Raw genomic sequence first — 13,398 nt, forward strand, 5'->3', positions numbered from 1 at the left:
CCGTCCGGCGGTGATTGTTTCGAAACATCACCCGGCTACTGCTTCGGTTCAGTTTCATACAAGCCAGAGCTGGCACATCAGGTTGTGCAATTTATTGGCTCCTCCATGACAGCAAAGCGGAGAGGGTCAGTCTTGGCCTGGATCGGGCCATATCCAGGCGAGGAAATTGAAAACATGTTCAGACGCAATCATCAAGGCCCTGGTTACCGTGACTTCATTGCCGCGATTGCTGCCAAGAAACAGGCGCGCGGCTATCTCGAAGTCGGGGTCCGGGATGGCGGCACGCTGTCAGGGGTTGGATGCGAGGCCATCGGCGTCGATCCGGAATTCAAGATCCGCTACGACATACTCGCCAACAAGAATGCGGTTCATCTCTACAGCATGACCAGCGACGTGTTTTTCCGCGATCACGATCCGCGCGTGATCCTGGGCCGGTCGCCGGACGTGATTTTCCTCGATGGCCTGCACCAGTTCGAATATCTGCTGCGCGATTTCATCAACAGCGAGCGGATCGCCCACCGCGACACGGTTGTCATGCTGGACGATTGCCTGCCGATCAACGCGGAAATGACCGAGCGCGTCTTTAACATGGCTGGCCGGCTTGATCGCGACAATGCCCCGTCCTGGACCGGCGATGTCTGGAAAATCATTCCGATCCTCAAGACCTACCGGCCAGACCTGCATATCACCCTCGTCGATACTCAGCCGACTGGCACCGTTTGTGTCACCAATCTCGATCCGGATTCAACCGTGCTGCGGGACCACTACTACCAGATCATCCAGGCGTATATTCTAGAGATGATGGACGATGCCGCAATCGAGCGGTTTTACGACAGCAACCCGGTCGCCTCGGGCGAGGTGATCTTGAGCGATTTCAACGCCTCGATCTTCGTCGGCCCCTGAGCCGGGCCCTTGACCGGTCCAAGGTTCGGGGTCACTTCTCCAGATCGGCGGCGGTGAAAACCGGGAAGACCGGAAGGTCGGGCGCGTTTGTGATATGAGGATTGCCGTTCCCACGCCAGATTGCGCACACCACAGCAAGAATGTCTGCTTGTTCCGCTAAGGCCAATTGGTGGGCATCGGCGACGGCGCCGCCTGTGGTGATCACGTCTTCTATGAAGGTGATCCGGCGTCCCCTGATGTCCTGTCCTTCGATGGCGCGGCAGGTTCCATAGGTTTTTGCCTCCTTACGAACAAAGGCGGCGGGAAGTCCTGTTTCCAAAGACAATGCGGTGACAAGCGGAATGCCACCGAGTTCCAGGCCAGCAAGGATTTCGGTTGTTGGCGGAATAAGAGAGGCCATGGCCTTCGCCAGCTCTCTTAAGAGAACCGGGTTTCCCTCGAAGCGATATTTATCGAAGTAACGTTTGGAGACCAGGCCGGAGCGCAACACGAATTCGCCCTCAAGGCTCGCCGTGGCTGCTATTTGTCTGGCGAGTTCCGCCAATGGGGAGGGCGCATTTCCGGTCATTTTCGGCCTCTCTAAACCTGTCGCAAATGCCGGATGGCTACACCGATTATGCGCATGCAACAAGCGGAAGTTGATAGACGTGTGCGCCCTTTATCAACTGAATATTGTGTGCGAGGCAGGGAGGGGGCAGCATTGCCGCCCCCTTGTTTAATCTCAAGACGCCATCGCATATCGCTGCTGTTGGCCATAGCTTCCGGCATTGGTGCGGAAGCGCTGGACCATCTGGGCGAGGTGCTCGGTTTCCTGGGTCAGGCTTTGGGCCGCTGCGGTGGTTTGCTCCACCATGGCGGCGTTCTGCTGGGTGACCTTGTCCATCTGGTCGCCAGCGGCGGTGACTTCGCGCAGCGAGGTCGCCTGTTCGCGGGCGGCGTTGGCGATGTCGGTGATGGTGGTGCTCATCTCGACCACCTGCTCGACGATTTCCTTCAGCGAGGCGCCGGATGCGGTGACGAGGCCGACGCCGGTCTCGACTTGGGCGCTGGAGGTGGAAATCAAGGCCTTGATCTCCTTGGCGGCATTGGCGGATCGCTGGGCGAGTTCGCGCACTTCCTGGGCAACCACCGCAAATCCCTTGCCAGCTTCACCAGCGCGGGCGGCTTCCACACCGGCATTCAGGGCCAGGAGATTGGTCTGGAAGGCAATCTCATCAATGACGCCGATTATGTTGCCGATCTTTTCCGAGGAGCCCTGGATGGCGGTCATCGCTTCCACGGCCCGGGCGACGATGTCGCCGCCCTTGGCGGCATTGTCACGGGCGGCGGTAACGGCGTGTTGGGCGCGGCCTGCGCCTTCGGCGGTGCCGTTGACGCCGCGCGACACATCGCCCAGTGCAGCAATGGTTTCTTCCAGCGAGGCGGCCTGCTGTTCGGTGCGGCGTGCCAGGTCGTTGGAGGCGGCCGAGATTTCGCCAAGGCCGGAACGGATCGTGCTGACGGTGGAAACCACCGAGCCCATCGCGTCCTCAAGCGCTGCGACCGAGGTGTTGAAATTCTGACGGATCGCCTCGAATTCCGGTGCGACATGGGTGTTCATCCGCACGGTCAGGTCGCCTGCGGCCAGCGCGTCGAAGCCCGCCTGGACCTGCTGGACGAAATGGCGAAGATCTTCCGCCTTGGCCAGTTCCAACGCGGTCTGGTGCTCGCGGTCGCTCTCGACGCTGGCTCTGAGTTTTTCCTGTTCCGCCTGCATGGACCGGCCATTGGCGAGATCAAGGCGGAAACTGTCGAGTGCCGAAGCCAGCATGCCGAATTCGTCGCTGCGGGTCTTGCCGGTCACTTCGGTCTGGTAATCGCCACTGCCCATGCGGCGCACGGCTTCCACCACGTCACCCAGCGGGCGGCGCACGATGAGGATGGACACGCCGTAGATCATCACCAGGGCAATGACCAGCAGGATCAGCCCGCTGATGGCCGTGGATGTCACCTGCGCGACGACCGGTTCAGAAAAGGTTTTGGCGGGAACATCGAGAACAGCGGCCCAGGTCTTGTTCATGCCCGGCGCCGTGAAAGGAAAGACCAGCCGCGTCGCACCATCCGGCAGGCCGTGGAGGATGCGCATCCTGCCATCGGCAAGCGCGGCTTTGACATCGGCGGCACCGGTGTCGCCATAGGGCTTCATCAGCGTGTCCTTGTCAGGATGCACCAGCCAGTTGCCGTTATCGGCCACCAGCATCACCCGCCCGCCGTCAAACGGGGTCATGGCGCTGATCGACGCGGAAAGATCGCCCAGTTGCACGTCCACACCGGCAAGACCGATGATCTTGCCCTTGACAACGACAGGAGTTGAAACCGAGGTCAACAGCTTGCCCGTGGTGGAAATATAGGGCTGGGTGATCAACCCCTTGCCGGTTGACAAGGGTTCCGCATACCATTGGTCGGCGGTCTTGGTGACCCAGGTGGAAAATTCCAGGTTACCGCTATCATCCTTGGTCCAGTAAGCGGCGAAAATCCCGACCTTGTTGCTGCCTTCGGTGCCTTGCAGTTTCAGCTCCTGCGGGGCTTCCGGCACTTCGGTCATCCAGGCGCCGAACATGGTTTTGTAATGGGTGGGAACGCCCTTCAACAGCGCAATCACATCGGTGCGGTTGCGGGAGCCGTTTTCGATCAGGCCGGACAGGCTGCCGGCCACACTGGTTCCGGCAGACACGACATCGGTGATCTGCACGGCCACCTGATTGGCGACCGATGCCGCCTTTTCGGAGGCGAGCGCCACCACTTGTTCATTGACGCGCTTGCTGGTTTCCCAGCCGCTAAATGCTGTATAGGACGCAATCAGCGCCGCCATCGCGGCGCCTGCCGCCAGCATAAGTTTTCCTGAAACAGTCCTTACCTGCATACTCATTGCAACCAACCCCCTCGGTTTGCCGAATTTAAGCTAGGGTTGCATAGAGGTTCTAACGAAAGTCTAAGGCCGGACCTGTATTACCGCACCGCACCAACCTTTTCTGTGAAAAAAATATTCCACGGGCGAAACCGCGCAGATAAATGCCGCCAAGTCATCAGGCGGCATTTATCTGCATGCAGATGATCGAAAACCCGATGCCAATCTCACGACGCCTTGGCGTAGCGCTGGGGCTGGCCGGAATTGGTGGAATTGGTGGAATTGGTCCGGAAACGCCGGACCATATGGGCGAGATTTTCGGTTTCCTGGGCAAGGTTCTGGGCTGCGGCGGTGGTTTCCTCCACCATGGCAGCATTCTGCTGGGTGACCTTGTCCATCACATCGCCCGCATTCGTCACTTCGCGCAGCGATGTGGCCTGTTCGCGGGCCGAATTGGCAATGTCTGTTATTGTCGAGCTCATATTGGCGACCTGATCGACGATCTGTTGCAGCGAGGTCCCCGAGGCGCTGACAAGATCGACCCCCGTTTCCACCTGGGCGCTGGAAGTGGAGATCAGCGCCTTGATTTCGCGGGCTGCATTGGCGGAGCGCTGGGCGAGTTCGCGAACTTCCTGCGCCACCACGGCAAACCCCTTGCCGGATTCCCCGGCGCGGGCCGCTTCCACCCCGGCGTTTAGCGCCAGGAGATTGGTCTGGAAGGCGATCTCGTCGATCACGCCGATGATATTGCCGATCTTTTCGGATGAGCCCTGGATGGCGGTCATCGCTTCGATGGCGCGGGAGACAATATCTCCACCCTTGGCGGCATTGTCGCGGGTGGCGGTCACAACCGTCTGCGCCCGGCCAGCCCCGTCGGCCGTGCCGTCGATGGCGCGCGACACATCGCCGAGCGCTGCAATGGTTTCTTCCAGCGATGCGGCCTGCTGTTCGGTGCGCCGGGCCAGATCGTTGGAGGCAGCCGAGATTTCGCCAAGACCAGACCGGATCGTGCCAATTGCGTGGACAACGGCGCCGATTGCCTCTTCAAGGCTTGACACCGAGGTGTTGAAATTCTGGCGGATTGCTTCAAATTCCGGGGCGACACTGTCTTGCATGCGCACGGTCAGATCGCCTGCAGCCAGGGCATTGAAGCCAGCCTGGACCTGCTGCACAAACCGCAGCAAATCGTCAGCCTTGGCTTTTTCCAGCGCGCTCTGGCGTTCCCGGTCCTGTTCCACACTTTTGCGCAAGGAATCCTGCTCCTGCTGCACGCGCAGGCCATTGGCGAGTTCGCGGCGGAACTGGTCGAGCGCTGTCGCCAAGGTGCCAAATTCATCCTGACGCTTCGTTCCGACAATTGGTTTATCGTAATCGCCACCCGCCATCACACGCACGCCTGCCACCACATTGGCCAATGGCCGGCGCACGATCAGCGTCGAGACAAAGTAAATCAGGCAAAGCCCGATCGTCAGCATCAGCAGGCAACTGGAGAATATGGCGATGATCTGTTCCTTGATCGGCCCCGTAAAGGTCTTTTCCGGAATGTCCAGAACCGTAGCCCAGGTCTTGTTCATACCGGGGCTGGTGAAGGGAAAGACAATCCGTGTTGCGCCATCGGGCAGGCCATGGATGATGCGCGTCTTGCCATCGGCAAGGGCCGCCTTGACCTCGGCAGCCCCGGTATCGGCATAGTCCTTCATCATCAGGGACTTGTCGGTATTGACAAGCCATTTGCCGTTATCGGCCAGCAGCATGATGCGGCCATCTTCGAAGGGCCGCAAAGCGCTGATTGTCGCGGCGAGATCGTCCAGCTTGATGTCGACGCCCGCCAGGCCGACAATCTTGCCATTCACCTTTACCGGCAGGGATATCGATGTCAGCAACTGACCGGTGGTCGAGATATAAGGCTGGGTAATCAGGCTCTTGCCGGTTGCCAGAGGTTCGGCATACCATTGCTCGTTGGTTTTGATGTCCCAGGTGGAAAATCCCAGCTTGCCGCTGTCGTCTTTGGTCCAATAGGCCGTGAACCGACCCTGTTTATTGGTGCCCTCAGCGCCTTGCAGTTTGAGATCCGCCGGGACATCAGGCAATTCGGTCATCCATGCACCGAACATGCTTGGATACTGCGGCGGAATGTTTTTCAGCGAGGCGATGACATCGGCGCGGCTGCCTGCGCCGTTTTCGATCAGTCCCGACAGGCTGGCCGCGGCGCTTGTGCCAGCGGAAACCACATTGGTAATATCTGCCGACACCTGCCTGGAAGCCAGCTCGGCCTTTTGCGTGGCCACGGCGACGATATTGTTGTTCAGTTGGGTTTTGGTGGCAAATATGCCGACAATTGAGAATCCGCCCAGAGAGATCGTTATCACGACCCCTGCTGCCAGCAGGAGCTTTGCTGAAACCGATTGCACTGGCATTTTCATCAAATGACTCCGACTGGTTGTAAGGCCTGCGGAACCATATCTTTGATTTTCTAAATAAATGCTAATGTTCGGTGTTCAAATCCAAATAGCCTGCCGAAATAGCGTCACGGATGGCAAGGATACGCCTGCGCCCAGCCTTGAAGGATTTGCAAATATCTCAAATGCATCAGGTGTTTGAGATATTTGCAAGGAGAGCGTGACAGGTCCGTCTTAGACGAACTGGCTAAGGCCCGGTACGGATGCCACGACCTTGTCCACCACTTCATCACCAGCATGTTCGCGGGCAATGGCCATGGTTTCCTTGGCAAGGGCCGAAATCTCTCCCATGCCAAGCCCAAGGCTCATCAATTGCTGGCCGAGACCCATGATGCCGCCACCGCCGATGGCGCTCATCAGGCCACCCAGCAGGCCGCCGCTTTTGCCTTCGCCATTGTGCTGGGCCACCAGTTCAGGCGCGCCGGGCATGGCTTCGATCATCCGGGCAACCGCGCCGTCATCGGCTTCGCGCTGCAAAAAGCCCAGCATCATGCCAAGCGCCTTTTCCGCCGTGTCCGGGGCGATGCCGACATTGTCGGAAATGCGGGTGACCAATTCGCTCATGGGATGCTCCTCAAAGGTTTTTTGACGTTCACGTCAACGTAATTGACTCAGACCGCAAACTCAAGCGGCAAGCACGTTCAATCTGCTCAAAGCCGTGTGAAGACGCTGACGGAGTTGAGGATGTTCCATATTCTGCTAAGAACAACAAGTGCATGACCGAAGGGGCATTCGGCGCCTGCACACGCCCTTCAGTCGAAACCGGCTGAGGGCGAAGACCACGAAGAGCTTATGTGTTTGGTTAAACGCACGGCGCTGTTTCGTCGTGGGAGCGTGTCGAGGGGATGTGATGCGATGCTTGAAGATGGAAAATTGTTTCTCGGTGCCAGCCGCAAGCCGGATGATGCGTTCAACGCACCTGAATATCTGGATCTGAAACTGGCCAACCGGCATGGCCTGATCACCGGTGCTACCGGGACCGGCAAGACCGTGACGCTGCAAATCCTGGCGGAAGGTTTCGCTAGTGCGGGCGTACCGGTGTTCTGCGCCGACATCAAGGGTGATCTGTCGGGCATCGCCGCGCCGGGGGAGGCCAAGGATTTCCTGATCAAGCGCGCGGAGGAGATCGGGCTTTCACCCTATCCCTTCGCGGAATTTCCGGTCACCTTCTGGGATCTCTACGGCGAAAAGGGTCATAGGGTCCGCACCACCATCGCCGAAATGGGGCCGCTTCTGCTGGCCCGGCTGATGGAGGCCTCGGAAGCCCAGGAGGGCGTGCTGAACATTGCCTTCAAAATCGCCGATAAGGGTGGGCTGGCGCTGCTGGATCTCAAGGATTTGCAGGCGCTGCTGACCTATATGGCGGAAAATTCCAGTGAACTATCGGGCCAATTCGGGCTGGTGTCGAAGTCCTCGGTCGGCTCGCTGCAACGGGCGCTGCTGCTGCTGGAAAGCCAGGGCGCTGATCAGTTCTTTGGCGAACCGGCGCTGTCTATCCAGGATATCATGCGGGTCGCGCCGGATGGGCGCGGGACGATTTCGGTGCTGGCCGCCGACCGGCTGATGATGAACCCACGGCTTTATGCCACTTTCCTGCTCTGGCTGCTGTCGGAACTGTTCGAGGAACTGCCTGAGGTTGGCGATCTGGCGCAGCCCAAACTGGTGTTCTTCTTCGATGAGGCGCATCTGCTGTTTCGCGATGCGCCAAGCGTTCTTGTTGAGCGGGTGGAGCAGGTGGTGCGGTTGATCCGCTCCAAAGGCGTCGGCGTTTATTTTGTCACGCAAAATCCGCTGGATGTGCCGGAAACCATTCTGGCGCAATTGGGCAACCGGGTGCAGCACGCCCTGCGCGCCTATACGCCCCGCGAACAGAAGGCGGTGAAGACCGCCGCCGAAACCTTCCGGCCCAATCCGGCCTTTTCCTGCGAAGAGGCGATTACGGCACTTGGCACCGGTGAAGCCCTGGTCTCGACCCTTCAGGGCAAGGGCGTACCCTCGATGGTCGAGCGCACCCTGATCCGCCCGCCCTCCGCCCGCATTGGCCCGCTGACCGACAGCGAACGGGCGACAATCATCGGCGCCAGCCCCATGGCGAACCTCTATGATCGCACCATCGACCGGCACTCGGCCTTCGAAATCCTGGCGGAACGGGCCGAAAAAGCCACGGGGCGCAGCGGGGCCGACGATAGAGCCGATGACGGCACCGAGGACAGCAGCGCCGCCAGCCGCTGGAAATTGCCGGGCTTTGGCGATGAAGCACCAGAGCAAAAAACCACCACCACCCGCCAAGCGCCTGACCGCACCGCACCCCCCGGCCGCCAACGCCAAACGGTGATTGAGGCAGCGATGAAAAGTGCTGCCCGCTCTCTCGCCAGCCAAGTCGCCAACCAGCTCGGGCGGGCGCTGGTGCGGGGGATTTTGGGGAGTTTGAAACGGTAGGGGAGTGAGGTATTCGGTGGGGGGGGGGCCGGAGCGGGCGAGGTTCTATCAATGGGAGTCAGCTTTGCGCCTTCTCATCGGTCATATAGCCAGTCGTCGCCTCTACCCGATAGCGGTTGGCAATGGCTACATCGCCGTCTCGCCACGAGCGACCAGCGATGACAACGGCCACATCTAGAGCCCCCCTAAGAACTGAGCCAGTTGTTCCCATAGCCGCTTCAACACAAAGCCGAGCCCCATCTCGGCACCTTTTTTTACGGTAGCGACAGCGCCTTCACCTGCCGCGTCCCCAAGCTTCCTAAGTAGGCCCTTTTCTACCAGTGGGCCCTTGAGCATCTGCACGGCCGTCTCAAGCAGATCGATCAGCGCCTTCCTCTGAAACTCTGTGAACGCTGCCTTGTCGGGTGGCAAGTTGGTTCCGCTAGCGCGAGTTGCAGCCTCATCCAGCAATGCAGTTAGCGTAGCGATGAGCTCGGAATTCTTTATGCGATCATTCCATACCCATTCGATGCCTATAACTTGCACAGCTGTCTCGGCCGACACTGCCTGCGGTGTATCGGGCGAGCCGGCCGGTATCGGTGGCGCAGCCATCGATCGAATGGCCCCCTCCGCCTCCCGCAGTAAACTCTTCAAGCGTCCGGTCATTTGACGAAGGACCGCGTTGTCGATTGTGCCAGACATGCGTTGGAATTTGTCGAGGTCCATCGCAGATAAACCTAACCGACCCGCCATCCCTAGTTCATCCAAAAAACTGATCGCCTCAAAGATGCCCTGGTACAAGAAGACATTTACTCGCTCTCGCCTCGCGCCCTCTAGATCCTTGATATCCTCTTCGAGCATCTCTAAGATGTCGTAGAGTTGGTCAATAGCGCCAATTCCTTCGGCTTCCGCTTCTTCCGACAATGAGACCTCCTCGGCACCGATGCCGTTCCAAAGCTACACCTACAGTCAAGTTTATCGGCGAGGCCCGAACGGCGCCTAGCCCCAGCCAGACCTTACGTCAGTGCGCTGGCATTGCGGGCAAGCCACTGGGTAGACCGGCTCGTCTTTCCTCCTCGCCTCCTTTTTCTCATCCGGCGTTAACACGTCAATCTCGAAGCGATGACCGCAGTTCAGGCATTGGAAGCGCTTCACCTCAGTCATATTCGATCCCTGCCTGATTGGTGAATTCGAGCCAGAGGACGTCGGCGACCTGTTTCGCGTCATAACGTTTCTCCTCGCTGTTCATGAAATCGTTCAGCGAGAGGAACATGTTGTACTCGTCTGCGTCGACTCGAACGTGACCATTTGACGTGTTTGATTCGCTATGGGATTGCCATGAGTAATTGATGTCACCGAAGTGATGACGGCTGCCCTTGCTGTTGTGGACCGTGATGTGCGCGTCACGGCCGCCTTTGTAGCCGCGATTTACTACAGTACACGTGAAAGAGTTGTCGCTCATGCTCTCAAAGCGGGCTCGGAGGTCCTCGGCCTGGTTCAGTTCCTCGCAGGAAGTCTTGAAGTAATCCCGGATGACACGGAAGGCCTCGTCCGCGAAGTCTCGCCGTTGGATGGTGTCGAACTCCTGCTTGATCTTTAGGCGACGACCGCGAACGTCCGCTGCGTCCCGTTCGCCAGCCGGACCCAAGGGCTTTTTGCACGAGGATGTCGCTACTACACGAAGCCCCTGGATGACGTTTAGGTATGCGACATTCTCGTTTGTCCACTCCGGGATCGGTTTCCCGTCCTTCGGCAGCGCCATGCGGCTCTTTAGGGGCGACGAGAGCCAGTCGCAGGGTTCCACAATTACCGGCACGATGTGTAGGCGGCCTTCGGCTTCAAGCTTTTGCGCCTCTTCGAATTCCTTCTCGTAGCAGTAATTCGAAGCAAGGTAATCGGGGCTGACCAATGCGATGAAAACTTGGCTAGCATGCAAGGCCGTGAAGACCTCGCTGTCGAGGTTCGATCCAGGCACAATTACGTGGTCGGTCCAGGTCTCGAAGACGCCATCCCTGTGCAATTGGGCCATATGCTTGTGAAGTCTTTCCAGATGCTTCGTGTCGGCATGCGAGTAAGAAATGAAAGCGGTGACAGCCAACTCAGACCTCACGGATACTGTTTGTATGAAGGGCCTAATATAAGCTTTCGAAAGTTCCCCGCCAAGTAGCTAGGCGAGAGTTTCACACGTAATCCACCGTACGGATACAGCCGTCCGCCTCTGGAGAAGCAAGGTGGTCTAGACGTTCTCGCTTCTTGCGTTCGGGAAGCTGTCAGGCCGCCCCCCCGCAACGGAATCCATTTCCGCATTCGCCCTCATGGCGGTCGATCAGCCCATCAGGATTGAGCCCTAAACCTGCGGCATGGCATCGGCCTAAAAGGACCTGCCTCCGGGGTCTAGGCGCACTTGGAGGCGATGAACGGCGGATTCCAGAGTGAAGCAGCTTTGTGAACATCCGAAAGAATGTCCGCTTAGCCCATCAGGCTGCCCGAAATCTGCCTGACCGCAAGCGGCCCCAAAGCGGCGATATTGGCGCTCGCACCTCAGTTCCCAAAGACATCCAGCCCACCGCAACCGTCTATGCAGCTTCGCCTCCTCATCCGCCTGCTGCGCCTCCCCCCAATTTCTCAAGCAGGGAGGGAGGGTACGAGAGTCGTCCGCGCTTCACCAACCAGCCAACCCCCCTCACGTCAGCTTACGCCGAATAACGGTTGTCGAAACCTCGGGCATTGCCGGGAACGATGAAGCGGGAGACCAGTTGTTGCAAGCGCACGCTTTCCTGCGCAAGGTTGGCGCTGGCGGCGCTGGTTTCTTCCACCATGGCGGCGTTTTGCTGGGTGACCTGGTCCATCTGGTTGACTGCGGTATTGACCTCCGACAGGCCGACCGATTGTTCGCGCGAGGAGGTGGCAATCGCATCCATCAGGCCGTTGATTGTCGTGACGTGATGTTCGATGGCTTTCAGAACGTCGCCGGTTTCCTGCACCTGACGCACGCCGTTTTCCACTTCCTGGGTGGATTTGTTGATCAGTTCCTTGATTTCGCGCGCGGCCTTGGCCGAGCGTTGCGCCAGTTCGCGCACTTCTGTGGCGACCACCGCAAAGCCACGGCCCGCTTCGCCCGCACGGGCGGCTTCGACACCGGCATTCAGGGCGAGAAGATTGGTCTGGAAGGCAATCTCGTCGATGACGGTGATGATGTTGGAAATCTGGTTGGAGGACTGCTCGATCCGCTGCATGGCGTTGATGGCTTCACTCACCACCTGACCGGAATGCACCGCGCTGCTGTTGGCTTCCTTCGCCACGCCACGCGCTTCTTCGACACGCCGTGAGGAATTGCTGACATTGACGGTGATCTGGTCGAGGGCGGCGGCTGTTTCTTCCAGGGATGCGGCCTGCTGTTCCGTGCGCTTGGAAAGATCGTCCGCACTCTGGCTGACTTCGCGTGAGCCGTCGCTAATAGCGTTGGCAGAGGTGGCAACGGTTGCAATCGTGCTGCCCAATTGGGCGACAGCGGCATTCAGATCGAGGCGCAGAGCCTCGAATTCCGGTGCGAAAGGTTCTTTCAGTTCAAAGCCGAGGTCACCAGCAGCCAGCCGCTTCAGGCCGGAGGCAAGACCTGCCGTGGCTTCCTGCAATTTCTTCTGCGCTGCGGCTTCGGCGTCCTGCTGAAGGCGGAGCTTTTCGGATTCGGCCTTTTCGCGGGCGCTGGCGGCTTCGGCTTCCAGGGCGCGGTTGCGCAATATTCCGTCTTTAAACACCTGAAGCGCTGCGGCCATCGCGCCGACTTCGTCCTTGCGGCTCATGTAAGGCACGCTGCCGCTGGTATCGCCGGAAGACAGGGTGCGCATATTCTCCGTGATCCGCTTCAAGGGGCGCACAACCCGCAGACTGCTGATCAGTGCCGCACCGATGCCGATGCTGAACGCCAGAGCAAGAGCGATATAGGTCACGGTCGTGGCCAGGGAAATTTGCTCTGCGCTGGAGGCGCCCTCGTCTTTAACGTTGCTGGCCAGATCGTCAACAGCAGCCTGGATATCGTCACCGGCCTTGGCATAGGTCGCCAGGGATTCTCCCAGAAACAGCTGTTTTGCCTCATCGGCACTGCCGCTGTCCGTCAATGTCTTGACCGTCTGCCACAATTGCTCGGCCTTGGCCCAGTCCTTGGAGAAGGTGTCGTAAAGCTCTTGGTCTTCTTTGTCGACGATCAGCGGCTCATACTGCTTTCTAGACTGCGCGAGTGCGTCATAGGCCTTGTTCAGTGATCCCAGAAAGATGGCTCGTTGCTCAGGTGTGGCGGCGCTGCGATAATTGCTCTGCGCAACGCGGATATCGCCCAGGTCGGCATTGATCTGCCCCATGAGGATGAAGGAGGGAACCCGCTTATCAACGATCTGGTTGGTCCCGTCCGATATGGTGTTCAGCGACGTCACCGCATAAATGCCCTGGCCAACTACCACCAGAAGAATGACTGCGAACAGTGATATGAGAAGTTGACCAAGCGAGATGCGCATTTTTTAATCTCCAGAGCCGCACGGCCCGCTTTCTTTCAGAGTTACCATTATGGTGGGCTAATCCTAAGTTTAATGGCAAATAGGTTTAAACATTAATAATGTTGAATAATATCAAGAAATCTCAGCCAACACACTGATTTTCACGCAAAAATAGAAGGGGAGGGTGCGCGCTCGTCTTGAGAGATCAGCGTCAGCGCAAATCGCGTACTTGCTGTACTGT

The 13,398-nt window shown here is 58.6% G+C and carries 9 protein-coding genes; 2 read left to right on the top strand and 7 right to left on the bottom strand.

All coding sequences use genetic code 11. From position 1 onward, the window contains the following. The first annotated feature begins 174 nt into the window (after positions 1–174). Complete coding sequence (locus ASB66_RS09630; RefSeq protein WP_147274031.1) at positions 175–903, top strand: class I SAM-dependent methyltransferase; 729 nt, start codon at positions 175–177, stop codon at positions 901–903. Between the two features lie 31 nt (positions 904–934). On the opposite strand, the gene ASB66_RS09635 is transcribed toward ASB66_RS09630, so the two are convergent. The 4 genes from ASB66_RS09635 to ASB66_RS09650 form a co-directional block, all read right to left on the bottom strand. Then, the gene (locus tag ASB66_RS09635) at positions 935–1,471 is read right to left on the bottom strand and encodes an orotate phosphoribosyltransferase (protein ID WP_060718999.1); all 537 of its coding nucleotides are present in this window, start codon (positions 1,469–1,471) and stop codon (positions 935–937) included. A gap of 153 nt (positions 1,472–1,624) precedes the next feature. Then, a complete protein-coding gene (locus ASB66_RS09640; protein WP_234612694.1) occupies positions 1,625–3,775 on the bottom strand; it encodes a methyl-accepting chemotaxis protein in 2,151 nt (716 codons plus the stop codon). Positions 3,776–4,017: 242 nt separating this feature from the next. Beyond that, positions 4,018–6,213: a methyl-accepting chemotaxis protein gene (locus tag ASB66_RS09645; RefSeq protein WP_060718997.1), complete on the bottom strand. Its 2,196-nt coding sequence runs from the start codon at positions 6,211–6,213 to the stop codon at positions 4,018–4,020. 210 nt (positions 6,214–6,423) lie between these two features. Beyond that, entirely contained in the window at positions 6,424–6,813 is a 390-nt protein-coding gene (locus ASB66_RS09650; RefSeq protein WP_060718996.1) for a hypothetical protein, read from the bottom strand. Positions 6,814–7,104: 291 nt separating this feature from the next. Here ASB66_RS09650 and ASB66_RS09655 point away from each other — a divergent pair, with 291 nt between their 5' ends. Next, complete coding sequence (locus tag ASB66_RS09655) at positions 7,105–8,688, top strand: helicase HerA-like C-terminal domain-containing protein (RefSeq protein ID WP_060718995.1); 1,584 nt, start codon at positions 7,105–7,107, stop codon at positions 8,686–8,688. 174 nt (positions 8,689–8,862) lie between these two features. On the opposite strand, the gene ASB66_RS26695 is transcribed toward ASB66_RS09655, so the two are convergent. The 3 genes from ASB66_RS26695 to ASB66_RS09670 form a co-directional block, all read right to left on the bottom strand. Further along, the gene (locus ASB66_RS26695) at positions 8,863–9,591 is read right to left on the bottom strand and encodes a hypothetical protein (protein WP_234612569.1); all 729 of its coding nucleotides are present in this window, start codon (positions 9,589–9,591) and stop codon (positions 8,863–8,865) included. A 232-nt stretch (positions 9,592–9,823) separates the two neighbouring features. Next, the gene (locus ASB66_RS09665) at positions 9,824–10,765 is read right to left on the bottom strand and encodes a toll/interleukin-1 receptor domain-containing protein (RefSeq protein ID WP_060718994.1); all 942 of its coding nucleotides are present in this window, start codon (positions 10,763–10,765) and stop codon (positions 9,824–9,826) included. A 595-nt stretch (positions 10,766–11,360) separates the two neighbouring features. After that, positions 11,361–13,178, bottom strand: coding sequence for a HAMP domain-containing methyl-accepting chemotaxis protein (locus ASB66_RS09670; RefSeq protein WP_060718993.1), 1,818 nt, complete (start codon positions 13,176–13,178; stop codon positions 11,361–11,363). Positions 13,179–13,398 lie beyond the last annotated feature (220 nt).

Origin of the sequence: Gillisella vitis (assembly GCF_001541345.2) — a bacterium.
GTDB classification, from domain to species: Bacteria; Pseudomonadota; Alphaproteobacteria; order Rhizobiales; family Rhizobiaceae; genus Allorhizobium; species Allorhizobium vitis.